The sequence below is a fragment of the Microbacterium sp. LWH10-1.2 genome (assembly GCF_038397765.1).
GTDB classification, from domain to species: Bacteria; Actinomycetota; Actinomycetes; order Actinomycetales; family Microbacteriaceae; genus Microbacterium; species Microbacterium natoriense.
The window spans coordinates 3,101,685-3,123,849 of sequence record NZ_CP151638.1 but is presented as its reverse complement, the minus strand read 5'-3'; the positions used below and the strand labels follow the sequence as shown (position 1 = coordinate 3,123,849).

The window sequence follows — 22,165 nt, the reverse complement described above, 5'->3', positions numbered from 1 at the left end:
CCGGCGAGGATGCCGGGTGAGCGGCGTGTCGGCCTCGAGATCCGCAGCTGTGCCCCAGAAGGGGGGCACGCGATGGCTCCGGTGCAGGCCGAATCCGGTCGCCGCGGCTACGGACGCGGCTGAGGAGTCCGGCCTCCGACTCCCGCACGGCGCAGACGGTCGGCGATCAGGATGCCGAGGGCGGTCGCGCCGACGCAGCTGGCGAGCGTGACGGCGAAGAACGTGACCTGGAGGCCCACGGTCATGCTCCCGAGGTTGAACGATGCCCACGCCAGCACCGGGTAGACGACGCCGACGACGATCGCGCCGACGTAGTGCATCCACGTGCCCCAGTAGCGCCAGATCACGAAGACGAACGGCAGCTCCGTGAACGCCGCCCACCACAGGTTCGTGAGCACGCTGGCGAATCCGTATCCGGAGAACGGCACGATCACGAGTCCCGCGAGAAGCCCGACCAGGATGCCGACGAGCGGCCGGCGCAGCAGGCGCAGCGCGATCACCGAGGGGAGGAGCCACAGCCCCGCCAGCGCGACGCTGACGAACGGCAGCCCGGGGAAGAGGATCGTCGAGATCCAGTTCGCGGGGGCGAGCAGCAGGCCGCCCGCGACGCCCAGTGCGGCACAGGTGAGCAGCACGGCCGTGGAGTAGCGCGCGCCCTTCGCCCCGCGGGGCCGATCGGTCGGGGCCGCAGCGGTCCCCGATCCTGCACCGTTGTAGGGCTGCCTCTCCGTCGCCGCAGCGGCGGCCGCGGCATCCGTCTCCGGGGTGTGCGCCCCGCCGTCCGTCGCGCTCATACCAGCGGCTCCGCCGAGGCCTCGCGCGCAGCCTTCGATGCGGGGGATGCCGCCCCGATCTTCCAGTAGCCGCAGAAGCTGACCGTGTTCTTGTCGACTCCGCGCTCGCCGACGAGGTGCTTGCGGACCCCCGAGGCGAGGGCCTGCTCGCCGGCGGCGTAGGCGTGGAAGGGGGCCGCGGGCAGGTCGCCCTCGCGCAGCGCCGCGAGCGCGAGCGTGCCGGGAGCCGTGGAGTGCGGTCGCACGATCCAGGTGACGTCGATGCCGGCCGGGTGCGGGAAGTCGAGGGCGTCCTCCTCGCTCGGCACCTCGATGAGGGCGGTGCCGGATGCCGTGGCCGGCAGCGAGGCGCAGATCGAGGAGATCGCGGGCAGCGCCGTCTCGTCGCCGACCAGCACGACGCGATCGGTGCCGCGCTCGGGGTTGAACGTGAGTCCCTCGTCGATGATCAGCACGTGCTCGCCGGGCTCGCACGTCTCGGCCCACCGCGACGCGGGGCCGGCGGTGCCCTCGGCGGCTGACCCGTGCAGCACGAAGTCGACGTCGATCTCCGCCCCGGCGTCGGCGGTCGCGGGGCGGTACGCGCGCACGCTGTAGTTGCGCATGACCGGACGCTCGCCATCGGGGATGCGGAGGAACTTCAGGTATCCGAACATCTTGTTCGCCTTCGCGGGCACGCGATCGAGCCCCGCTTCGCCGCCGATCGGCAGGAAGAGACGGAACCACTGGTCGAAGCCCATCGGCCGGAACCTCTCGATCTCGCCGCCGCCGAGGGTGACCCTCACCCAGTGCGGTGCGAGCCGCTCGGTGCGCAGCACCGTCACGTGGAGGAGGTCGGAGGAGAGCGGCTTGACCAGTTTGCTGAACGCCATCGGTGCGCCTTTCAGATGTTCCAGGGGAAGAAGAGGGCGAGGATCGTCGCGGAGGCCGCGATCCCCACCACGATGAAGACGAGGTCGCGCCCGCGGAACGGCACCAGATGCCGCTCGGTGCGCGTGGGGTGGGCGCCGAAGGCACGGGAGTCCATGGCCAGGGCCACACGCTCCGCGTGCCGGATCGCGCCGGCGAGCAGGGGGACGATGTAGCCCCAGCCGCGTGCGATCCTGGCGAACGGACCGCGCCCTCCGTGATGGCCGCGCACGCGGTGCGCCGCGCGGATCACCGACAGCTCGTGGCCGAAGCGGGGCACGAAGCGGAACGCCGCGAGGGCCGTGTAGCCGATCCGGTACGGCACCCGCAGCTGCTGCACGCTCGCCCGCACCAGGTCGGGACCGGTGGTGGTGAGCCCCCCGATCAGCGCCAGCGCGATGATCGCTCCGAGGCGCAGGCCGGTGGCGAAGCCGATGGCGAGGGCGCCCTGGTAGAGCGTCCAGTCGCCGACGCGGAGCAGGGGTGCGGTGTCGCTCACGAGACCGGCATCCACCCAGATCGAGAACCCGAAGCCGATGAGCAGGATGCCGAGGGGCACGGCCGCGAACAGGATCGCCGCGGTGCGGCCAGTGAGACGTGCGCCGACGAGCAGTACGACGTAGGAGAGGGCGAGGAACGCGGCCGGTGTCGCGAGGTCCCGCACGAAGACGAGCACGAGGATCGCGGGCAGCACGGCCACGACCTTGGAGAGGGGGTTCAGCCCGTACAGGAACTGCCGCGGCGAGGTCGCCGTCATCTCGGCGTACGGATCGAACGCGGCGCTCATGATCTGCCCGCCAGCATCCGCTGCAGGGCGGGGAGGCGCAGCCCCGCCTCGGAGAAGGCGCGACCGTCGTCGAAGAGCTCAGCGGTAGGGCCGGCGGCGTGCACGCGCCCGTCACGGAGGATGACGGTGCGAGTGGCGTGCTCGGCGACCAGCTGCAGATCGTGCGTCACGATGACGATGGTCGTGCCCTCGGCGCGCAGGTCGTCGAGGAGTGAGAGCAGCTCGGATGCTCGTGCCCTGTCCTGCCCGAACGTCGGCTCGTCGAGAGCGAGCACCCGCGGCCTGGTGATGAGCGCGGTGCCCACCGACAGGCGTCTCTTCTCGCCGCCGGACAGCAGGAACGGATGCACGTGAGCCTTGTGCTCGAGGCCGAAGCGCGCGAGCATCTCGGCGACGAGGCTCTCGACCTCGTCGTCTGGCGTGCGCCGCAGCCGCAGGCCGTGGGCGAGCTCGTCGAACACCGTCGGTGCGATGAACTGGTGCTCGGGGTTCTGGAAGACGAATCCGATGCGGGCGGACAGCTCGCGCGGAGAGGCGGTGCCCGGGTCGACGCCCGCGACATCCACCCGACGCCGTGGCGGAGGGACGACCCCCGCGAGGGCCTGGATCAGCGTCGTCTTCCCCGCACCGTTCGTGCCGACGATCGCGGTGAGGCTGCCGGCGGGGATGCTGAGGTCGACGCCGTGCAGGATCTCCCGCTTCCCCTTCCGCACGGTCAGGCCGCTGGCCGTGATGATCGGCGGCGCGTCCTGCGCGGTCGTCTCGATCGCCTCGGCCGTTGAGCGAGCGGAGCGAGACGACATGCTGTGCGTCGCGACTCCTGTCGTGCGCGGCGCGAAGCTTTTCGTCTCGTCGCTGCGCTCCTCGCTCGACGACCGGGAGGCCTCGTTCGACGACCCGGGGGCGGCGGCGAGCGCGGCCCCGAGCTCGCCGGGTGTCAGCGGCAGCGGTTCGAGGACGACGCCGGCATCCCGCATCCGCAGCGCCGCCAGCGTCGCCGACGGAAGCCACACCCCCATCGAGAGCAGCTCATCGACGTTCTCGCGCACCACGGATGCGGCGGGCCCGTCGAACGCGACGCGTCCGTCGCGGTCGAGCACGATCGCCCGCGTCACGAACCCCATCGCGGCGTCGAGGTTGTGCTCGACGAGGAGGATCGCCCTGTCGCCAGCATCGACGACGTCGGCGAGGGCCGCGTAGACGTCGTCGATGCCCTGCGGGTCGAGGTTCGCGGTCGGCTCGTCGAGCACGATCAGCGGCGAGCCCATCGCCAGCGCGCAGGCGATCGCGAGGCGCTGGCGGCCTCCGCCCGAGAGCAGATCGGGGTTGTCCGTCTTCCGGTCCCACAGGCCGACGCGTCGAAGCGCGTCTTCGGTGCGCCGCTCCACCTCGGCGAGCGGCAGCAGCAGGTTCTCCGGCCCGAAGGCGACCTCGTCGTAGACGGTGCCCGTGACGATCTGGGCATCCGGATCCTGGAACACCATCGCGACCCGGGTGCTCAGCGACGCGGTCGTCGTCTCGGCGGTGTCGAGGTCGCCCGCGGTCACTGTGCCGGTCATGGTCGCGGGGACGGCATGGGGGATGAGCCCGTTGAGCGCCAGGGTGAGCGTCGACTTGCCCGAGCCCGACGGTCCCAGCAGCAGCACGACCTCTCCGGCCGCGATGTCGAACGAGACGTCGCCCGGGGAGGGGTGCGCGGCATCCGCGTGGGTGATCGAGAGGTCACGCACGCGCAGAAGGGGCGCGGATGGGCGCACTAGCACGGCCTCGGGTCAGCGGATCGGACCCTACTAACTTAGCTGAGCCTTACCTATTTCGCCACGCGACTCTGTGGCTTCCCATGACGCGAGTACACGAAGGCGCTCGGCAGAGGGCGACCCTGGCTCCGCAGTGTAGATGAGCAGCACGTTCCCCGGCTCCGCCGTCAGCGCGAGCTCCTCGTAGGCGAGCACGAGTTCGCCCACCAGCGGATGTCGGAACCTCTTCGTTCCTGTTCCGTGCGTGCGCACGTCGTGCGCTGCCCACAGCCGGCGGAACGTCTCGCTGTGCGTCGACAGCTCGCCCACCAGGTCCTGCATGGCCTTGTTGTGCGGGTCGCGCCCGGCCTCGGCGCGCATCACTCCGACACACATGCCGGCCATGATGTCCCAGTCGGGGTAGAAGTCGTGCGCTGCGGGATCGAGGAACTGGAAGCGTGCGAGGTTCGGCGTCCGACCGCTCTCGCCGATCACGGGAGAGTAGAAAGCGCGACCGAGATCGTTCACGGCGAGGATGTTCTGCTGCGGATCGCGCACGAATGCGACCGCATCGACGATCGCATTCAGAGCCCAATGCAGGCTCTGCCGTGGAACGGAGGGCTTCGCCGCACGGCCTCGAGACCGTCCGCTCGTGGGAATCCCGTCAGCGGCGCGGGCCAGATCGAACAGGTGAGAGCGCTCGGCCTCATCGAGCTGCAATGCGCGCGAGACGGCGTCGAGAACGGATGCCGAGGCGCCGGCGACGGCGCCGCGTTCGAGCTTCGCGTAGTACTCCACGCTCACTCCCGCGATCGCGGCGACCTCGCTGCGGCGGAGCCCGTCGACGCGACGGTTGCCACCGGAGCTGAGCCCGGCCGCCTCCGGGGTCACTCGGGCTCGGCGAGACATGAGGAACTCCCGCACCTCGGCTCGATTGTCCATGCACAGCAGGCTAGACCGCCCCGCGCTGTTCGAGGGACGCCCTGGCGGTACACCCCTTCACAGGGACTCCCACGAGTCCACGCGCACGCGGATGCTGAAGAGCATGACCGCCTCGACCCGATCGCTCGCGCACCGGATCCTGCCGACTCTGCTGCTCCTGCTGACGGTGTTCGGTCCGATCTCGATGGACCTCTACCTTCCCGCGCTGCCCGCACTGACGCAGGAGCTCTCAGCGGCGACCTCGGTCGCGCAGCTCACGGTCACGGCCTGCCTCATCGGCCTCGCCGCAGGACAGCTGATCGCCGGTCCGCTCTCCGACAGGTACGGCCGTCGGGGCATCCTCCTCATCGGGATCATCGCCTACATCGGGACCTCGCTGCTGTGCGCCGCCAGCCCCTCGATCGAACTGCTGATCGCAGCGCGCCTCGTCCAGGGTCTCACGGGAGGTGTCGGCATCGTGATCGCCCAGGCGGCGGGACGCGACGTCTACACGGGAGGGGCGCTGATCCGTTTCTACGGGCGGCTGACCGTGGTCGGCGGTTTCGCGGCGATCGTCGGTCCTCTGCTCGGCGGACTACTGAACAGCGTCACCGACTGGCGTGGTCTGTTCATCTTCCTTGCGATGATCGGCGCCGCGATCCTCGTGATCACGCTCCTCGCATTCGAGGAGACCCTGCCGTCCGACTCCCGCACCACCGGCGGCCTCGGTCGCACCCTGCACGACTTCCGAGTGCTGCTCAGCGACCGCGTGTTCCTCGGCGCGATCCTCAATCAGGGCTTCCTCTACGCAGCGCTGTTCGCGTATCTCTCCGGCGCGACGTTCGTGCTGCAAGACGTGTATGGACTCTCGCCTCTCGACTATGCGCTCGCCTTCGGCGCGAACTCGGCCGGATTCATGGTGCTCGGATTCGTCGCAGGCCGGACCTCAGAGCGTTCGCTGCGAGGCACGCTGATCGCAGGCATCGCCGTCACCGCGGTCGGCGCGCTCGGACTGCTGGCGGCAGGCCTCACGCGGATGCCGCTGGGGGTCGTGCTCGTGTCGCTGTTCCTGCTCGCGGGCGGCGTCGCCGTCACCTCGCCACCCGCCACGACGATCGCTCTCGTCGAGTACCCGGACATCGCCGGCACCGCCTCATCGCTGCTCGGGATGGTGCGCTTCGGCTTCGGCGGCGTCGCCGCTCCGTTCGTGGGCATCGCCGGGGCGGCCAGCATCCTTCCACTCGGCCTCGTGACGGTGGTATCCGTCGTGCTCTCCGCCCTCGCCTTCGTCCTTCTCATCCGGCCCGCACAGATCCCGCGTCGAGTCGAGTCGGAGACCTTCATCACCATCCATCGAAAGGATCCGTCATGCGCGGAGTAGTCATGCACGCCCCCGGCGACGTGCGCACCGAAGAACTCGAGATGCCCGTCATCGTCGAGCCGACCGACGCGATCATCCGCGTCACCGCCACCTGCATCTGTGGTTCGGATCTGTGGCCCTATCGCGGCATCGAACAACTGCACGGCCCGCAGCGGATGGGGCACGAGTACATCGGTGTCGTCGAGAGCGTCGGCGACGCGGTTTCGCTCGTGGCGCCGGGTGATCACGTCGTCGGCTCGTTCGTCGCCTCGGACAACACCTGTGAGATCTGCCGAGCAGGGTATCAATCCCGCTGCGTGCACCAGGTGATGATGGGCTCGGTCGGCACCCAGGCGCAGTACGCGCGCATTCCTCTCGCCGACGGCACGCTCGTCGTCATCCCGGGCGAGCCGCCGGCAGATCTGGTGCCGTCGTTGCTCGCGGCCTCCGACGTGCTCGGCACCGGCTGGTTCGCGGCCGTCGCCGCCGAGGCCGGTCCGGGCACGACCGTCGCCGTGGTGGGCGACGGTGCAGTCGGACTTCTCGGCGCCCTCGCCGCTGCCCGGCTCGGCGCCGAGAGGATCATCGTGATTTCGCGGCACGCCGACCGGCAGGCGCTTGCCCGGCGCTTCGGCGCCACCGACATCGTCGAGGAGCGCGGAGAAGCAGGTGTCGCTCGGATCAAGGAGCTCACCGACGGGCTCGGTGCGCACTCGACGATCGAGGCTGTCGGCACACAGGAGTCGATGGACCAGGCGATCCGCGTGACGCGGGCTGGAGGCCACGTCGGGTTCGTCGGGGTCTCGCATGGCGTCTCGATCGATGGGCTCGAGCTGTTCTTCTCAAGCGTGCATCTGCACGGCGGGCCCGCGCCGGTGCGGCGCTTCCTGCCCGAGTTGATCCGACTGATCTGGGATCGCGAGATCGATCCTGGTGCGGTTTTCGATCTGACGCTGTCCCTCGACGAAGCCGCGGAGGGATATCGGGCGATGGATGAGCGTCGTGCGACGAAGGTGCTGCTCACGACCGAATGAGGCCGCTCGACCGGTGCGGCCTGTTCTGCAGACTCGGACGAGGGAACTGGCGTCGAGACCGGCCGAGGAGGAGCGGACCCGCGCTAGCGGCGTGCGACGCCGGCGCGGCTGAGCGCTGCGCCGATGGCGAGGCCCACCGCAGTCCAGGCGACCGGGCCGAGGACCGAGATGACGAGGTACGCGATCTGCGCCCACGGCTCCATGGTCGACAGGTGCGCGGCGAAGAACACCACGACCGCGACGAACACGCCGATCACCGCTGCGGAGACGAAGAAGCGCCAGGCGCCCCACGAGCGGTAGCGCGTCAGCGCGGCGACGCCCTCCTGGATCGCGCCGAACAGCAGCGCCGTGCCGATGAAGCGCAGCGCCCACGCGGGGTTGAAGGCGCTCGCTATGAGCGCGGCGATCACGTGCGTGACGATGGCGACGAGGGGGCGGCGGAGCACCTCCTGCGCGATGATGCCGGGCAGCACGTGGGAGCCGAGCACGAGTCCGTAGAGGAAGGCGGGACCGGCGAGCACGGGGACGGTCACCCAGCCCGCAATGCCTCCCAGGATGCCGGTCGCCACACCGATCGCGGCGCACACGAGCAGGACGCGGGTCGGCAGGGGGGAGCGGGAGGATGCCACGTCTCCAGCTTACTGTCGACCAACGGCGGCGACGGCTGGCCGATCGTCTAGGAACCGGCTGTGGATCTGGTGAGAGTCGGATTCCGGGACTACTTTGAGCGACGGTGCGGCAACGCGGCTGCACCATAGGACATCGGGAGCACCAATGGGTCGAACACCCCTCCGGATGGCAGCAGCCACCACCCTGGCGACGCTGTTCATCGCTTCAACCGCCACCGCCGGCTACGCAGGAGTAGAGGAGGTGACGCATCCCACCCCCGTCGAGGGCACTCCGGGGCACTACATCGTCGTGATGAAGTCCGACCCGCTGGCGAGCTACACCGGCGAGGTCAAGGGACTCAAGGCGACCAAGCCCGTCGAGGGCGAGCAGCTGGAGACGGAGTCCGAGGACTCGCAGCGCTACATCCAGCACCTCGAGACCGAGCAGCAGACCCTCGCGCAGGAGGTCGGCGTCACGCCGGACACCACCTACCAGACCGTCCTCAACGGGTTCAGCGCTCAGCTCACGGGCGAGCAGGTCGACAAGCTCCGCGCGTCGAAGGACGTCTACGAGGTGTTCCCCGACGAGATCCGTCACCCCGACGCGCAGACGTCGACGTCCTTCCTCGGACTCGGCGACGACAAGAAGGGGCGCGGCGGCCTCTGGCAGCAGACCGGCGGCGTCGACCGCGCGGGTGAGGGCATCGTGGTCGGTGTGATCGACACGGGCATCGCACCGGAGCACCCCTCGTTCGAGGGCAAGAAGCTCAAGAAGCAGAAGCGCGACCACACCCGCCACAAGGGCAACCAGCCCTACACCGACGGCACCTACGTCTACTTCGACAAGTCGGACGGCGGGCAGTTCAAGTCCCTCATGGTCGAAGGCCAGGGCTGGGACAAGGGCGACTACTCGACCAAGATCATCGGCGGCCAGTACTTCTACACCGGTGCGCAGGCCGACGGCTTCGACTTCCAGTACGACTACCTGTCTCCGCGTGACGGTGCAGGCCACGGCTCGCACACCGCGAGCACGGCCGCCGGGAACTTCGGAGTGAAGGCGTCGATCGAGAACGTCGACTTCGGCAAGATCTCCGGCGTCGCGCCCGGCGCCAAGATCTCGGCGTACAAGGCCTGCTACGAGGGCCCGGACCCCGCCGTCACGACCGACGACATCTGCGCGTTGAGCGACCTCGTCGCGGCGATCGATCAGGCCGTCGCCGACGGCGTCGACGTGATCAACTACTCCATCGGCGGCGGAGCGGCCAAGACCGTGCTCGCCCCCGAGGACATCGCGTTCTTCAACGCGGCGGCCGCGGGCGTGTTCGTCTCGGCGAGCGCCGGCAACGACGGCCCCGACCCCGTCACGGCCGATCACGCATCGCCCTGGTACACGACGGTGGCGGCATCCACCATCCCGACCTGGGAGGGCACCGTCACGTTCGACGGGTTCGCGCAGGCCGGCGCCTCGGTCAGCGTGCCGTTCGGCACCACCGTGACCGGTCCGTCGATCTACGCGGGGGATGCCGCGGCAGCGGGTGCGGCGAACGCGCAGCAGTGCCTCCCAGGCACCCTCGACCCGACGAAGGTCACGGGGCACATCGTGGTCTGCGACCGCGGCAACAACGCCCGCGCCGAGAAGTCGCAGGTCGTGAAGGACGCCGGCGGCAAGGGCATGGTCCTCGTGAACGTACCGGGTGGAGCCGACTCGCTCGACAACGACTTCCACGCCGTTCCGACGGTTCACCTCGCTTCCGCGCATCGTGCGGCCGTGCTCGCCTACGTGCAGGGCGGCAAGGACCGTCCGATCTCGCTCGTCGGCAAGAACACCACCGGCGTCACGACTCCCGTCCCGCAGATCGCGGGCTTCTCGAGCCGTGGCCCGATGCTCGCCGACGGCAGCGACATCATGAAGCCCGACATCGCAGCGCCCGGCGTCGCGATCCTCGCGGCGACGAACAACGCGCCGGACGAGAAGCCGACCTTCGGCATCCTCTCCGGCACGTCGATGGCGGCGCCGCACATCGCCGGACTCGCGGCGCTGTACCTCGGCGAGCGTCCGAAGGCCACGCCGGCGGAGATCAAGTCCGCGATGATGACGACCGCCTACGACACGGTCAACGCCGACGGTTCGAAGAACCGGAACCCCTTCGAGCAGGGCGCGGGTCAGGTCGATCCGACGCGCTACTTCAACCCGGGCCTGCTGTACCTCAACGGCGCGAAGGACTGGGCGGCGTTCCTGGAGGGCAAGGGACTCGGCGCCTTCGACGGCGTCGACCCGATCGACGGCAGCGACCTCAACATCGCGTCCTTCTCGATCGGCTCGCTCGCCAGCGCGCAGACCGTCACGAGGACCGTCACGGCCACCGAGAAGGGCACGTTCACGGCATCCGTCGATCTGCCCGGCGTCAAGACGACGGTGACGCCGTCGACGCTGAAGTTCGACCGTGCGGGGCAGACGGCCACCTTCACGGTGACCTTCGACAACCAGAGCGCTCCGGTGGAGCAGTGGGCCACCGGCTCGCTGACGTGGACGAGCAAGAAGAACACGGTGCGCTCGCCGATCGCGGTGTTCCCGGTGACGGCGGACGCTCCGCCCGAGGCCTCGGGCACCGGTGTCGACGGATCCGCCACGGTGGAGATCGTCCCCGGCGTGACCGGCGACCTCGCCCTCACGCTGTCGGGTCTCACCCCGTTCGAGCTCCTCGCCGACCCGGACGGCCGGGTCGATGGGCACTCGGGCGACGAGGCGTCGGGCGATGCCGACAAGAACGTCTCCTGGCTGGTCGACGTGCCGGCCGGCACGACGCTGTCGCGCTTCGACCTCGACTCGTCGGATGACGCGGGCAGCGACCTCGACCTCGCGGTCTACCGCGTGGTCAGCCCTGACGACCTGCGCTACTACGACAAGTGGCAGTCGGCGACGGGTTCGGCCGACGAGCAGGTCACGCTGAAGGCTCCGAAGGCCGGAACCTACCTGGTGGTCGCGAACGTGTACTCGACCTCGGCGCCGATGACGTGGGACATGACCGTCGCCAACGTGCAGCCGAGCGGAGAGGGCGCCTTCACGGCCACCCCGAACCCGATCGCGGCGACGCGCGGCACCAAGACGAGCTTCCAGCTCGGATGGAGCGGCCTCACCGCCGGGACCCGCTACCTCGGCCTCGTGCAGTACGGCGAGTCGGCGGTGTCGACCATCCTCACGGTCGACGCGCAGTAGCACGTCGGAACGGGGTGGGGTCCTCCGGGGCCCCACCCCGTTTCGTCTCGTCGCTGCGCTCCTCGCTCAACGCCCGGGACTCGCGGCCTCGCGACCGCCCCCGGGCCGTTGAGCGACACTTCGACTCGCTTCGCTCGCTCAGTGCTGATCTTCGCGAGTCGAGACGCCCGCCGCGAGTCGAAACGCTTCCCGCGAGGCGACCTCAGATCCGGCGGCCCCGTGGCATCAGTCGCACGTCGGGCAGGGGAGGGGCGGGGATGCGCACGTCGTGTCCCTCGACCTCGCCGAAGCGGGCTGACGCGGCCTCCCAGTCGGCCCTCGCGGCGGCGATCTCGTCGTGCGTGCGGCCTGCGAAGTTCCACCACATCACGATCTCGTCTTCGAAGGGCTCGCCGCCGAGCAGGAACAGTAGCGCCCCTTCGGCGCTCGACACCTCCACGCTCTCCCGCGAGTCGCCGAGGTAGAGGGTGTCGTTCAGGGTGAGCGGATGCTCCGCCACGGTCGCCGCGCCTTCGACGAGCATGATCCCGTGCTCCCAGTCGGCGCGCAGCGGCAGGTGCACGGCCGTCCCGGCCGGCACCACGATCTCCGCGCCGACGATCGGCGTGTGCACGGTCGCCGGAGACGTCGCCCCCGCGAACTCGCCGAGCACGACGGTGGCCGCGGCATCCGCTCCGTCGACGGCGGGCAGCGTGACGCCCGGCAGCGCGGTGTGGCGTTCGAATCCGGCGGCGCCGTGCCGTGCCGACTCGGGCAGCACGACCCAGAACTGCAGGGCGTCCAGCGGGATCGGCTCCTCGCCGATCGAGTACTCCGAGTGCGAGATGCCGTTCCCCGCGGTCATGAGGTTCAGCTGCCCGCGGCGCAGGTCGGCGTCGCTGCCGAGCGAGTCGCGATGACGGATCTCCCCGACCAGCGGCCAGGTCACGGTCTGCAGGCCGATGTGGGGGTGCGGTTCGACGCGCATCCTCGTGTCTGCGGGACCGAACCGGTCGAGGAAGCACCAGGCGCCGATCGTCGGCAGGTTGCGGTGCGGCAGGGCGCGCAGCACGTTCATGCCGCGCACGCCGCCGAGGGGCACCTCCCGTGGCTCGAGGATGAGCCGGTGCTGACCGATCATGAGTCGCGGCGTCCGGGCCAGCGGATCTCCGCCCCGGGGATCTCGTGCGTCTCGAGGTACTTCGCGATGTACGGGCACAGCGGCACGATCGCCTCGCCGGATGCCGCGGCATCCGTCAGGGCGTCCTTCGCGAGGATGCCGGCGAGCCCCCGCCCCTGGAACGCCGGATCGATCTCGGTGTGCGTGAAGCGGATCGCGCCGGGGCGCAGCTCGAACTCCGCGAAGCCGGCGAGGCCGCCGTCGAGCGTGATCTCGTAGCGGGAGGCGTCGTCGTTGCGGGTGACGGCGATATCGGTCATCGGTAGCTCCTTCTGCGGTCTGCGTCCAACCTACGCCCGCCGGGAGCGGGAGGGCTCGCTCCGCGCGCCGACGCCCGGCCTGGCCTCCGTCTCTCAGACGGGGCGTCGTCTCGTAGGGGGGCCGCGGGCGCGGACGGGGCCGGGCGTGACGGAGCGGGCTCAGTGCACGGGCTCGGCGTCGGCGAGACCGTGCGCGTCCTCCCGGCTCGTGCGGGGGAAGGCGAAGCTCACGGCGACGAAGATCGTGAGCGTGATCGCCGGCACGATGAGGGTGTGCTGGAACGCCTCCGACGGCGATCCCGACCCTGCGGCGTCGAAGAACACCGAGGCGAAGATCGCGACGCCCACGGCGCTGGCGATCGCCTGCACCGCGGTGAGCACTCCGGATGCCGAGCCGATCTCGTCATCCTTCACCGCCGCGAGGATCGTGCTGAACAGGGCGGCGATGATCGCTCCCCCGCCCATGCCGAAGAAGACGATGCCGGGGGCGATCCCCCAGATGCTGAAGTCTCCCGGCTGCTGGAGCTCGAACCACAGCAGAGCGGTGCCGGCGAGCTGCGTCACGGCGCCCAGCTGCAGCACGGAGCGGCCGATCTTCTCGGCGAGCCAGGCGCCGCTGAGCGCTCCGCCGATCGCGGACCCGATCGCGAGGGGCAGGTTGCCGAGCCCGGCCTCGCCGGCGGTGAAGCCGTTGCCCTGTTGCAGGAACAGCGTCAGCACGAGCTGCGTGCCGGTGAGGCTGCTGAAGAACAGGGCGATGCCCACGAGCCCGAACGTGTAGGCGCGCCGCGTGAACATGGTGGCGGTGACCAGCGGCACCCCTCCTCGACGCAGCAGGCTGTGCTGCTGCCAGCCGAACACGACGAAGCCGAGAGCGCCGACGACCACGCACACCCAGGCCCAGACCGGCCAGTCGAGCTCGGGGCCGAACGTGAGGGCGAGCACGAGCAGGCCGGACGACAGGATGATGAGCGCGCCCCCGACGGGGTCGATCGTGACCCTGCGGTCGCCGGATCGCTTCGGCAGGATGCGCCAGGCGACGATCAGCGCGGCGATCCCGATGGGCAGGTTCACGAGGAAGACGGAGCGCCAGCCGAGTCCGAACAGGTCGGCCTCGATGAGTCCGCCGCCGATGACAGGACCGAGGATGCCGCCGAGTCCGAGCGCGGGCCCGAACACGCCGAACGCGGTCGCCAGCTCGGCGCCCGAGAGGTTCTCGCGCAGCAGTCCGAGTCCCTGGGGGAGCAGCAATGCGCCCGCGGCGCCCTGGACGAGTCGGAACGCGATGAGGGTCTCGGGGCTCGGCGCGAGCGAGCAGGCGAGGGATGCCGCCGTGAACACGGTGAGCCCGAGCAGGAACATCGGTCGGCGCCCGTACCGGTCGCCCAGCCGGCCGCCGAGGATGAGTCCGGCGCCGAGGGCGAGGGCGTAGCCGCCGATCACCCACTGGAGTCCGAGCGGGGTGACCCCGAGGGACGTCTCCAGCGAGGGTCCGGCGACGTTGACGATGGTCGCGTCGAGCATGTCCATGATCTCGGCGGCGAGCATCACCCCGAGGATCGCCCAGCGCCAGCGGTAGGGAGGTTCGGTCGTTTCGGCCATGTCATCTCACATCTTGATAATCAATAGAATTAGCAATTATTCATACTACTATGACAGACATGGATGCGACGTCGAACCAGCGTGCGGCTGGACGAGGGGGCTACTCGCCGTCGAGGCGCCACGAGACCGAACCAGCGGAGGAGCGCGACCTCCGGTCGCGCGTGCAGCAGCTCACGATGCGGCAGCAGCGATTCGAGAGGTCGCTCGCGAAGCGGCTCGACCTGGATGCCGCCGGACTCGAGGTCGTCGACCATCTCATCTCGTCCGGGCCGACGACGCCGACCGAGCTCGCGCATCGGGTCGAGATCTCGACCGCAGCCATGACCCTCGTGCTCAACAGGCTCGAGGATCGAGGGCACATCGGCAGGGAGCGGCATCCGTCCGACGGCCGCAAGCTCATCGTGACGGTGTCGGATGCCGCAGCCGCCGACGCAGAGCGGATGGTCGCGCCGCTCATCGACGAGGTCGAGGACGTGATCTCGGCGATGAGCGAGGAGGAGCGCGCCGTCGTCTCGCGATTCCTGGACGACCTCATCGGCGCCTACGACCGCTCGACTCCGGACTGAGCCGCCCGCCTGTCCGAGCTGCACTCCCTCCGGCTATGTCGTGTGCGAGCGCAGTGGTTCAGCGGCGCGCGGCGGCATCCGTGCTGTTCTGCACCCATCTCTTGAGCGTCGCGAAGCTCTCGTCGACGCGCGCACTGTCCTTCGAGATGAAGAAGTCGAGATACAGGCCGAGCAGACTCGCGATGATGTAGCGGCCCTCCTCCTCGGCGATCTGTCGGGACAGGCCTTCCTCCTCGCCGAGTCGGGCGAGGTAGTGTGCGAAGGCGTCGAGGTCGTGGCGGAGGCCCGGGAGTTCTACGTCGGGACGCTCGGCGGCGGAGGATGCGAGGACGAAGAGCAACTGCGTCTGGAGGCGGTTGTTCGGGTCGCGGAACATGTCCCAGGTGCGCTGGATGCGCTCGGCGCGGTTCTGGGGCGGGATCGGGCTGAGCCTGGCGATGTACTCCTTGCTCAGCTGGAGCATGACCAGGCTGAGCAGGTGCTCCCTGGTGCCGAAGTAGTACTGCAGCATCCGATGGCTCGTGCCGATCCCGGTGGCGATCTGCCGCAACGATCGGTTGACGTTGCCCTGGCGTCGCAGTTCTGCGACGACGTCGAGCAGCATCTTCTCGGCGCGCGAGCCCTCTGGGGGGAGCGAGATGGGGGGAATGGGCGTCTGGTCGGCGTCCATGCGTCCTCCTCCTCGTTCGCGTGCGCTGCCCCTCCATGCTCTCAGACGCTTCCTATCGGTTGACGGTGACCGAGAAATGTGCCACTGTATCAAAAGTGTGCCACTGTATCACCGGCCACGTCTCAGCGGGCGGACATGGGAGATTCGCCGCGCGACCCTCGATCTCTAAGGACAAAGAATGAAGATCAGCATCCGTTCGCGGCGGAAGCAATATGCCGGAACGACGGTGGGTGCCGTGGCGCTCGCCTCGGTGGCTCTCATGATCGGCACGGGACCCGCCGCCGCCGTCGTCGTCATCCCGCCGCCCATCCCTGCAGACGACGACTACACGATGGTGCAGGGCTCGACGCTCGCCGTCCCCGCGGAGGACGGCGTGCTGATCAACGATGACGAGGGGGCACCCGGTGCGGGGCCGCTCCAGGTCACCACGCTCACCAACTCGAACCTGCTGAGTCAGATGAACGCCGACGGCGCCTTCAGCTTCACGCCCGCTCCAGACTTCGTCGGCACGTACGTGTGGACGTATCGGGTGCACGCGGTGAACTCTCAGAGGGACAGCGATGGTGCTGCGACGGTGACGATCACCGTGACGGCCGCCGAGCCCGAGAACGCCGCGCCCGTCGCCGAAGACGACACCTATGAAGTGAGCCAGGGCGCCGAGGCCCCGACGCGACTCACGGTCGGTCCGGCAGGGATCCTCGGCAACGACTCAGACCCCGACGGCGATCCGATCGTCGTCTGCGACTGGGCCGCTGACGACCCTTCGATGTTCGAGGCCGTGAACGCCGACGGGAGCCTGGTCTTCGCTCCCGGCGCGGCCTTCACCGGCGTCGCAGAGCTCTTCTACTGGGTGTGCGACGACCACGATCACAAGAGCGACGTGGCGAAGGTGACGATCACGGTGACGCCGGCGGTGGCGCCCGAGCCGCGGCCGGATACGCCGCAGAAGCCCGACACGACGGCGAAGGGTGAGCTCGCTCAGACCGGCGCCGAGGCGCTCCCGGGCGTCGTGGCCTCTGCGCTGCTGCTGGGTGCGGGCGCTGTGCTCGTCGCGCTCCGCTCGTCGCGTAGGCGTCGTGCCGTCTGACCTGCGATTCGCGAGAGAGAACACGAGAAGGAGTGATCATGGGACTCTTCACCAGGAAGACACAGCAGGAACGGCAGGAGGAGGGGCTGAAGCTCGCCGACGACATCGCCGCAGGGCGTGGACTCATGGGCAAGATGACCAAGGCGTTCATGGGTAGCGAGTTCACTGCGGCAGTGGGGCAGGCGGCGGGCTCGATCCACCAGGCCGAGAATGTCGCCGTGCTGCGCGCTGCCGGGGTGCCGACGCAGGAGGCGACGGTGCTCGGGATGCAGGACACCGGGCAGACGGTGAACGACAACCCGAGCATCGTGCTGACGCTGCAGGTCGGCGCGCAGGCGGTGGCGATCCAGGCGCTCGTGTCGAGGCTGGAGATCCCGCGCGTGGGGGAGACGGTGCTGGTCCTGACCGACCCGCAGTCCGGTGAGATGCTGTACGCCGGGCTGGCCTCCCGCGCGTGAACTGAGCGGGAGGTCGAGGCGTCGTCGAGTCCGCGCCTGTGGAGAACGCGGGGCGTGACGTCGGCGGGGGTGGTTACGCTGGAGGGATGCCGCAGACTCCCCGTGACCCGTACGAGGATCTGCCGTATGCAGACGAGCCCTGGGGCGACGGGTGGGAGCCGAGCGAGCCGCCGGAGCCCATGGACTGGGAGCCGCAGGGCTCAGGGTACGAGCCTCCGCTCGACTGGGGCCCCGGACCGCAGACGCCCGTGACGGCATCCGCCCCGGCATCCGGTGCGCCCGTGCGCAGGGCGACGCCCAGCCGCTTCGCCACCGCGCGGGAGGCGCTGCACACGGTCTTCGGCTACGACGAGTTCCGCGGCGACCAGGCCGAGATCGTGGAGCAGGTGATCGGCGGCGGGGATGCCGTCGTGCTCATGCCGACCGGCGGCGGAAAGAGCATCACCTATCAGGTGCCGGCGCTCGTGCGCGAAGGCACCGGACTCGTGATCAGCCCGCTCATCGCCCTCATGCACGACCAGGTCGACGCCCTGCGCGCCAACGGCGTGAACGCGGCGTACCTCAACTCGACGCAGTCGATCGACGAGCGGCGCGAGGTCGAGCGCGCGTACGTCGCCGGCGAGCTCGACCTCATCTACGTCGCGCCGGAGCGGCTCAGCAGTGCGCAGACCACCGCGCTGCTGCAGCGCGGCACCCTCAGCGTCATCGCGATCGACGAGGCCCACTGCGTGTCGCAGTGGGGTCACGACTTCCGTCCCGACTACCTCGCTCTCGGCGACCTCGGCGAGAGGTTCCCCGGGGTGCCGCGCATGGCGCTCACGGCCACGGCCACCAGGGCCACGCACCAGGAGATCACCGAGCGGCTGCGCCTCGACGCCGCGCGGCACTTCGTGGCGAGCTTCGACCGCCCGAACATCCAGTACCGGATCGTGCCGAAGGTCGATCCGCGCAAGCAGCTCGTCGCCTTCATCCGCTCGATGCCGGAGGGCGCCGCTGGCATCGTCTACGCCCTCAGCCGCAAGTCGGTGGAGCAGACCGCGACGTACCTCGCCGCGCAGGGCTTCGACGCGCTGCCGTATCACGCGGGGCTTCCGGCCGAGGTCCGCGCGACCAACCAGTCACGGTTCCTCCGCGACGACGGCGTGGTCATGGTCGCCACGATCGCGTTCGGCATGGGCATCGACAAACCCGACGTGCGCTTCGTGGCCCACATCGACCTGCCGAAGTCGGTCGAGGGGTACTACCAGGAGACCGGTCGTGCCGGCCGAGACGGCGAGGCCTCCGTCGCCTGGATGGCCTATGGCCTCGGCGACGTGGTGCAGCAGCGCCGTCTCATCGACCAGAGCCCCGGCGACCGCACGTTCAAGATGCGCATGGGGCAGCATCTCGACGCGATGCTCGCGCTGTGCGAGACCGTCGAGTGCCGCAGGCAGAACCTGCTCGGCTACTTCGGTCAGGAGTCGCAACCGTGCGGCAACTGCGACACGTGCCTCGAAGACACCGCGACCTTCGACGGCCTCATTCCCGCGCAGAAGCTCCTCTCGACGATCGTGCGTCTCAAGAAGGAGCGCAACCAGGCCTTCGGGGCCGGTCACCTGATCGACATCCTCCGCGGCGCGTCGACCGAGCGCATCCGTCAGCAGGGCCACGAGAAGATCGCGACCTACGGCATCGGCGCCGACCTCTCCGATCAGGACTGGCGCAGCGTGGTGCGGCAGCTCCTCGCCCGCGGCATCCTCGTCGCGCAGGGCGAGTACGGCACTCTGGCCCCCGGCGAGCTCGCGGTGGGGGTGCTGAAGGGCGAGACCCCCGTGCCGCTGCGCAAAGACACCATCGGCCGGCCGACGTCGGCGCCTCGCGCCCGCAAGGCGAGTGCGGCGGATGCGCTGGATGCCGGAGATCGCCCGCTGTTCGAGGCGCTGCGCGCCTGGCGTGCGGAGACCGCGCGGGAGCAGGGTGTGCCCGCGTACATCGTCTTCGGCGATGCGACGCTGCGTGCCCTCGCTGAGCATAGGCCCGCGTCGATGGGGGCGCTCGACGGGATCACTGGCATCGGTGAGAAGAAGCGCGAGGCCTACGGCGAGGGCGTGCTCGCCGTGATCGCCGCGGGCTGAGCCGCGCTCGCTCGGAGGTCGTGTTCCGGTCGTTGAGCGAGGAGCGCAGCGACGAGGCGAAGGCGTGTCGGCGGGCGGGTTCGAGGCTCGCTCGGAGGTCGGGTTCTGGTCGTTGAGCGAGGAGCGCAGCGACGAGACGAAACGCGGTGGCGGATGCTCGGTGCACTCCCTCCATCGCAGGGAGGAGTCAGCCGCTGACCGTGCTCAGCGCCCGGCGGCCCACTCCGGGTTCACGGCGATCGCCGTGACGTGGAGGTCGCGCCGGGGGAAGTCGATGCCGTCGACGTCGATCTCGATCCGCCGCTCGCCGCTGATGGCGTCCGCGCTGAAGATCGCGAGGCTGAGGAGCTTGTCGTACGATTCGCCGCGGTTCGGGTTGATGAAATCCTCCTCCGTGGCGACGCCGAAGACGCGGCCTCCGCTCTGCGCCAGTGCACCCTGGTCGGTGCGGACGACCGGGCTCAGCTCACCCACGAACCCGCCCAGATCCGCCGCCGGCTCGGCGTCCACCGACCTCGACTCCGCGATCTCGGCGAGCGGGATCGACCACAGGGTGGCCCCGGCGGCCCAGTGCAGTCGTCCCTCCCAGACGAAGGGCGTGCCCGATTCCCACCCCAGCACCGACTCGGGGTAGTGGATCTCGAGTTCCTGTCTGTCCCCTGTGGCCCGGTCCCAGATCTGCAGGCTCTGGTGCGCCGAGGTCTCCTCGTCGACGATCTCGCCCAGGCCGAGCGCGCGGTCCTGGTCGCAGACGAGCGTGCGGACTCCGGTGAACACGCCGAGCCCGTCGATGTCGCGCGACTCCGAGGTCACGATGCGCACACCGGACTCGTCGACCAGGGCGAGATCATCGCCGCACGTGGTCAGCGCGGGATTGACGTACCCGAGGTCGATCGTGGTGATCTCTTTCGTGGCGGCATCCACGAAGGCCAGCTGCTGGCCTTCGGCCGAACCCGTGTACACCGCGAAGCCGTCGGCGACGGCGAGCCTCGCCCGCTCCGACGACGACTCCTTCGCGCCCGATAGGGGCAGCTTCGTGAGCCCGTCCTCGTGGATCAGGTACTCGTCTGCGGGGCCGCCGACGCTCAGCCCCGCCTCCGACCACGCGATCCTCGACTCCTCGAAACCCCGCTCCTCGAGCTCCACCGACCGCGTCTCTCCGGCCTCGTTCACGAGCACGAGATAGGCGTGGTCGCCGGCGTGCAGGCGCAGGGCCACGACGGCGTCTTCGAGGCCGAAGTCCGCGGAGATGGGCGGGGCGTTCAGCATCCTGACAACGGAGGGGATGCCGAAGAACGCCGCCCAGATGCCTACCAGCACGGCAGCGACGATGATCCAGCTCTTCAGCAGACCGGGCCCCGTGCCCTTCCCGCCGCGATGAGGGCGCCCTTTCGCCCTCTGTGCCGCTCGGCCCCCCGCAGTGCTCATGGGAACGATCCTGTCAGAGCGAGGCGGTGCTCGACGGACGGAGGTGCGGGGACGCGTCTCAGCGTGCCGGAAGCACGTCGTCCAGGTGGGCGCGGAGCTGCACGGCGACGTCCACCGCGTCGCGGTCGTAGAGCCACTGGTACTGCAGTCCGTCCCACAGGGCGATGAGCCAGATCGCCTCGCGTTCGGGGTCGCGATGCTCGGGAAGGTCGCCATCGCGCTGAGCGAGCCGGAACACCTCGGTGAAGTAGTCCAGGCTGCGCTCGAAACGGCGGATGAAGTAGTCGTGGGCGGGGTGGCCTGCGGGCACGGCTTCGCACGAGAGCACCGCGTACACCTCGATGAGGCCGGGTTCGACCTCGGCGTTGTGCGCGGCGCCCGCGGGCATCCCGCGCAGGAGGTCGGCCGCGCGGCAGGGGGTCGTCGCGTGGTCCTGGAGGCGGATCGCGTCGTCGCGTTCCGTGAGCACCGCGCTCAGCAGCGCCTCCTTGGTCGCGTAGTGGTGCAGCAGCGTCGACTTCGAGACCCCCACCGCCTCGGCGATGTCGCGCAGGCTGGTGTCTCCGTATCCGCTGCGGGCGAAGAGCTGCGTGGCGTCGACGAGGATCTGCGCTCGACGTCGGCGGCCGGCCGCGTAGCCGGCCTGGTCCTCGTCGGCGAGGCCGCTGAGCGCCAGTTCGGGAAGAGGGCCCGACGGCTCGGCGGGCGGCTCGGGCTCCTCGGGGTCGCGCCATCCGACCGGCGTCGCCCACAGCCCTTCCCGCTCTTCGAGCATCTCCACGACGTCGACGCGCTCCGGGAGGTACTGCGCCATGAGCTGCAGGCCGTCCCACCCGGCCATGTGGCGGATCGTCTCGCCTTCGAGCTCGCGATCCGCGGAGATCACGCCATGGTCCACGGCATCCTGCATCGCGTCGACCGTCAGCTCGCGCATGGTGGCGTAGCGCTCGCGCATCCGCTCGTGAGCGGGGTGGGCCGGCGCCGACGCCTCGCCGGTGAGTGCGGCGTACAGCTCCAGGTAGCCGGGGGTCTCCGCGTTGCGGGTGGCGAGCTCGGAGAGCACGAGAGACCCCGGCTCGGCGGCGGCGGTGAGGACGCTGACGGCCTCCGCGTTCTCCTCCTCGAACTGCGCGACGACCTCGGCGAGCAGGTCGTCCTTCGAGGCGAAGTGGCCGAGGAGACCGGGATGACTGACGGATGCCGCGGCGGCGATGTCGCGCAGCGAGGTGGAGCGGTAGCCCTGGGCGACGAAGAGCTCGCGGGCAGCCGTGAGGATGCGCTGCCTCGTGGCAGCGGCACGAGCATGCCGGGTGTTCGTCATCGCATCCTCCCAGGACACTCTATCTTCGCTCATTACCAACCGGTCGAGATTCACTTACCAAACGGTCGAGATTCGTGTATCGTCGAGTCCGCGCCGATCGCGGAAGACCGGCCGAACCTTGCCCGAAAGGATCT

19 protein-coding genes are annotated in these 22,165 nt (G+C 69.8%); 7 read left to right on the top strand and 12 right to left on the bottom strand.

Going from position 1 to position 22,165, the window contains the following annotated elements; translation table 11 throughout:
- Window positions 1–107: 107 nt before the first annotated feature.
- From MRBLWH10_RS14720 to MRBLWH10_RS14700, 5 genes are read right to left on the bottom strand one after another with little or no spacing between them, the layout of a single operon-like run.
- Window positions 108–794, bottom strand: a complete 687-nt coding sequence (locus MRBLWH10_RS14720; RefSeq protein ID WP_341940482.1) for an ECF transporter S component — start codon at window positions 792–794, stop codon at window positions 108–110.
- Window positions 791–1,666: a siderophore-interacting protein gene (locus MRBLWH10_RS14715; protein ID WP_341940481.1), complete on the bottom strand. Its 876-nt coding sequence runs from the start codon at window positions 1,664–1,666 to the stop codon at window positions 791–793. Before MRBLWH10_RS14715 ends, MRBLWH10_RS14720 begins: the two co-directional genes overlap by 4 nt.
- An 11-nt stretch (window positions 1,667–1,677) precedes the next feature.
- Window positions 1,678–2,490, bottom strand: a complete 813-nt coding sequence (locus MRBLWH10_RS14710; protein ID WP_341940480.1) for an energy-coupling factor transporter transmembrane component T — start codon at window positions 2,488–2,490, stop codon at window positions 1,678–1,680.
- Window positions 2,487–4,247, bottom strand: coding sequence for an ABC transporter ATP-binding protein (locus MRBLWH10_RS14705; RefSeq protein WP_341940479.1), 1,761 nt, complete (start codon window positions 4,245–4,247; stop codon window positions 2,487–2,489). The genes MRBLWH10_RS14710 and MRBLWH10_RS14705 overlap by 4 nt, the downstream gene beginning before the upstream one ends.
- A 33-nt stretch (window positions 4,248–4,280) precedes the next feature.
- Complete coding sequence (locus MRBLWH10_RS14700) at window positions 4,281–5,168, bottom strand: helix-turn-helix transcriptional regulator (RefSeq protein ID WP_341940478.1); 888 nt, start codon at window positions 5,166–5,168, stop codon at window positions 4,281–4,283.
- A 103-nt stretch (window positions 5,169–5,271) separates the two neighbouring features.
- Between MRBLWH10_RS14700 and MRBLWH10_RS14695 the strand changes: the two genes are divergently transcribed.
- On the top strand, window positions 5,272–6,528 hold the full coding sequence (locus MRBLWH10_RS14695) for a multidrug effflux MFS transporter (RefSeq protein WP_341940477.1): 1,257 nt from the start codon (window positions 5,272–5,274) through the stop codon (window positions 6,526–6,528).
- Window positions 6,516–7,541, top strand: a complete 1,026-nt coding sequence (locus MRBLWH10_RS14690; protein WP_341940476.1) for an alcohol dehydrogenase catalytic domain-containing protein — start codon at window positions 6,516–6,518, stop codon at window positions 7,539–7,541. Before MRBLWH10_RS14695 ends, MRBLWH10_RS14690 begins: the two co-directional genes overlap by 13 nt.
- A gap of 83 nt (window positions 7,542–7,624) precedes the next feature.
- Here MRBLWH10_RS14690 and MRBLWH10_RS14685 read toward each other — a convergent pair whose 3' ends face one another.
- Window positions 7,625–8,170, bottom strand: coding sequence for an ECF transporter S component (locus MRBLWH10_RS14685; protein WP_341940475.1), 546 nt, complete (start codon window positions 8,168–8,170; stop codon window positions 7,625–7,627).
- A 166-nt stretch (window positions 8,171–8,336) separates the two neighbouring features.
- Between MRBLWH10_RS14685 and MRBLWH10_RS14680 the strand changes: the two genes are divergently transcribed.
- Window positions 8,337–11,366, top strand: coding sequence for a S8 family serine peptidase (locus MRBLWH10_RS14680; RefSeq protein WP_341940474.1), 3,030 nt, complete (start codon window positions 8,337–8,339; stop codon window positions 11,364–11,366).
- A 202-nt stretch (window positions 11,367–11,568) separates the two neighbouring features.
- On the opposite strand, the gene MRBLWH10_RS14675 is transcribed toward MRBLWH10_RS14680, so the two are convergent.
- The 3 genes from MRBLWH10_RS14675 to MRBLWH10_RS14665 form a co-directional block, all read right to left on the bottom strand.
- Window positions 11,569–12,486 (bottom strand): pirin family protein, encoded by a 918-nt coding sequence (locus MRBLWH10_RS14675; RefSeq protein WP_341940473.1) that lies wholly within the window; start codon window positions 12,484–12,486, stop codon window positions 11,569–11,571.
- Window positions 12,483–12,785, bottom strand: a complete 303-nt coding sequence (locus MRBLWH10_RS14670; protein WP_105673810.1) for a GNAT family N-acetyltransferase — start codon at window positions 12,783–12,785, stop codon at window positions 12,483–12,485. Before MRBLWH10_RS14670 ends, MRBLWH10_RS14675 begins: the two co-directional genes overlap by 4 nt.
- 159 nt (window positions 12,786–12,944) lie before the next feature.
- Complete coding sequence (locus tag MRBLWH10_RS14665) at window positions 12,945–14,387, bottom strand: MFS transporter (protein WP_341940472.1); 1,443 nt, start codon at window positions 14,385–14,387, stop codon at window positions 12,945–12,947.
- A gap of 59 nt (window positions 14,388–14,446) precedes the next feature.
- Between MRBLWH10_RS14665 and MRBLWH10_RS14660 the strand changes: the two genes are divergently transcribed.
- Window positions 14,447–14,953, top strand: a complete 507-nt coding sequence (locus tag MRBLWH10_RS14660; protein ID WP_341940471.1) for a MarR family transcriptional regulator — start codon at window positions 14,447–14,449, stop codon at window positions 14,951–14,953.
- A gap of 58 nt (window positions 14,954–15,011) precedes the next feature.
- Here MRBLWH10_RS14660 and MRBLWH10_RS14655 read toward each other — a convergent pair whose 3' ends face one another.
- Complete coding sequence (locus tag MRBLWH10_RS14655; protein WP_341940470.1) at window positions 15,012–15,623, bottom strand: hypothetical protein; 612 nt, start codon at window positions 15,621–15,623, stop codon at window positions 15,012–15,014.
- A gap of 178 nt (window positions 15,624–15,801) precedes the next feature.
- Between MRBLWH10_RS14655 and MRBLWH10_RS14650 the strand changes: the two genes are divergently transcribed.
- The 3 genes from MRBLWH10_RS14650 to recQ all read left to right on the top strand — a co-directional run bounded on the left by MRBLWH10_RS14650 (window position 15,802) and on the right by recQ (window position 19,282).
- Window positions 15,802–16,710 (top strand): Ig-like domain-containing protein, encoded by a 909-nt coding sequence (locus tag MRBLWH10_RS14650; RefSeq protein ID WP_341940469.1) that lies wholly within the window; start codon window positions 15,802–15,804, stop codon window positions 16,708–16,710.
- Between the two features lie 38 nt (window positions 16,711–16,748).
- The gene (locus tag MRBLWH10_RS14645) at window positions 16,749–17,168 is read left to right on the top strand and encodes a hypothetical protein (RefSeq protein ID WP_341940468.1); all 420 of its coding nucleotides are present in this window, start codon (window positions 16,749–16,751) and stop codon (window positions 17,166–17,168) included.
- Window positions 17,169–17,254: 86 nt separating this feature from the next.
- Window positions 17,255–19,282 carry a DNA helicase RecQ gene (gene recQ, locus MRBLWH10_RS14640; RefSeq protein ID WP_341940467.1) on the top strand — a complete coding sequence of 676 codons (2,028 nt, stop codon included), beginning with the start codon at window positions 17,255–17,257 and terminating at the stop codon, window positions 19,280–19,282.
- A 204-nt stretch (window positions 19,283–19,486) separates the two neighbouring features.
- On the opposite strand, the gene MRBLWH10_RS14635 is transcribed toward recQ, so the two are convergent.
- Both MRBLWH10_RS14635 and MRBLWH10_RS14630 read right to left on the bottom strand, forming a co-directional pair.
- The gene (locus MRBLWH10_RS14635) at window positions 19,487–20,710 is read right to left on the bottom strand and encodes a hypothetical protein (RefSeq protein WP_341940466.1); all 1,224 of its coding nucleotides are present in this window, start codon (window positions 20,708–20,710) and stop codon (window positions 19,487–19,489) included.
- Between the two features lie 58 nt (window positions 20,711–20,768).
- The gene (locus MRBLWH10_RS14630; protein WP_341940465.1) at window positions 20,769–22,031 is read right to left on the bottom strand and encodes a TetR/AcrR family transcriptional regulator; all 1,263 of its coding nucleotides are present in this window, start codon (window positions 22,029–22,031) and stop codon (window positions 20,769–20,771) included.
- Window positions 22,032–22,165 lie beyond the last annotated feature (134 nt).

Bases quoted from the DNA above. Each gene is read 5' to 3' on its own strand.
- MRBLWH10_RS14695 (WP_341940477.1), top strand. From the start codon at position 5,272: ATGACCGCCTCGACCCGATCGCTCGCGCACCGGATCCTGCCGACTCTG.
- MRBLWH10_RS14680 (WP_341940474.1), top strand. From the start codon at position 8,337: ATGGCAGCAGCCACCACCCTGGCGACGCTGTTCATCGCTTCAACCGCC.
- MRBLWH10_RS14630 (WP_341940465.1), bottom strand. From the start codon at position 22,031: ATGACGAACACCCGGCATGCTCGTGCCGCTGCCACGAGGCAGCGCATC.
- MRBLWH10_RS14660 (WP_341940471.1), top strand. From the start codon at position 14,447: ATGGATGCGACGTCGAACCAGCGTGCGGCTGGACGAGGGGGCTACTCG.
- MRBLWH10_RS14715 (WP_341940481.1), bottom strand. From the start codon at position 1,666: ATGGCGTTCAGCAAACTGGTCAAGCCGCTCTCCTCCGACCTCCTCCAC.
- MRBLWH10_RS14710 (WP_341940480.1), bottom strand. From the start codon at position 2,490: ATGAGCGCCGCGTTCGATCCGTACGCCGAGATGACGGCGACCTCGCCG.
- MRBLWH10_RS14675 (WP_341940473.1), bottom strand. From the start codon at position 12,486: ATGATCGGTCAGCACCGGCTCATCCTCGAGCCACGGGAGGTGCCCCTC.
- MRBLWH10_RS14690 (WP_341940476.1), top strand. From the start codon at position 6,516: ATGCGCGGAGTAGTCATGCACGCCCCCGGCGACGTGCGCACCGAAGAA.
- MRBLWH10_RS14635 (WP_341940466.1), bottom strand. From the start codon at position 20,710: ATGAGCACTGCGGGGGGCCGAGCGGCACAGAGGGCGAAAGGGCGCCCT.
- MRBLWH10_RS14700 (WP_341940478.1), bottom strand. From the start codon at position 5,168: ATGGACAATCGAGCCGAGGTGCGGGAGTTCCTCATGTCTCGCCGAGCC.
- MRBLWH10_RS14650 (WP_341940469.1), top strand. From the start codon at position 15,802: ATGAAGATCAGCATCCGTTCGCGGCGGAAGCAATATGCCGGAACGACG.
- MRBLWH10_RS14655 (WP_341940470.1), bottom strand. From the start codon at position 15,623: ATGGACGCCGACCAGACGCCCATTCCCCCCATCTCGCTCCCCCCAGAG.
- recQ (WP_341940467.1), top strand. From the start codon at position 17,255: ATGCCGCAGACTCCCCGTGACCCGTACGAGGATCTGCCGTATGCAGAC.
- MRBLWH10_RS14670 (WP_105673810.1), bottom strand. From the start codon at position 12,785: ATGACCGATATCGCCGTCACCCGCAACGACGACGCCTCCCGCTACGAG.
- MRBLWH10_RS14665 (WP_341940472.1), bottom strand. From the start codon at position 14,387: ATGGCCGAAACGACCGAACCTCCCTACCGCTGGCGCTGGGCGATCCTC.
- MRBLWH10_RS14720 (WP_341940482.1), bottom strand. From the start codon at position 794: ATGAGCGCGACGGACGGCGGGGCGCACACCCCGGAGACGGATGCCGCG.
- MRBLWH10_RS14645 (WP_341940468.1), top strand. From the start codon at position 16,749: ATGGGACTCTTCACCAGGAAGACACAGCAGGAACGGCAGGAGGAGGGG.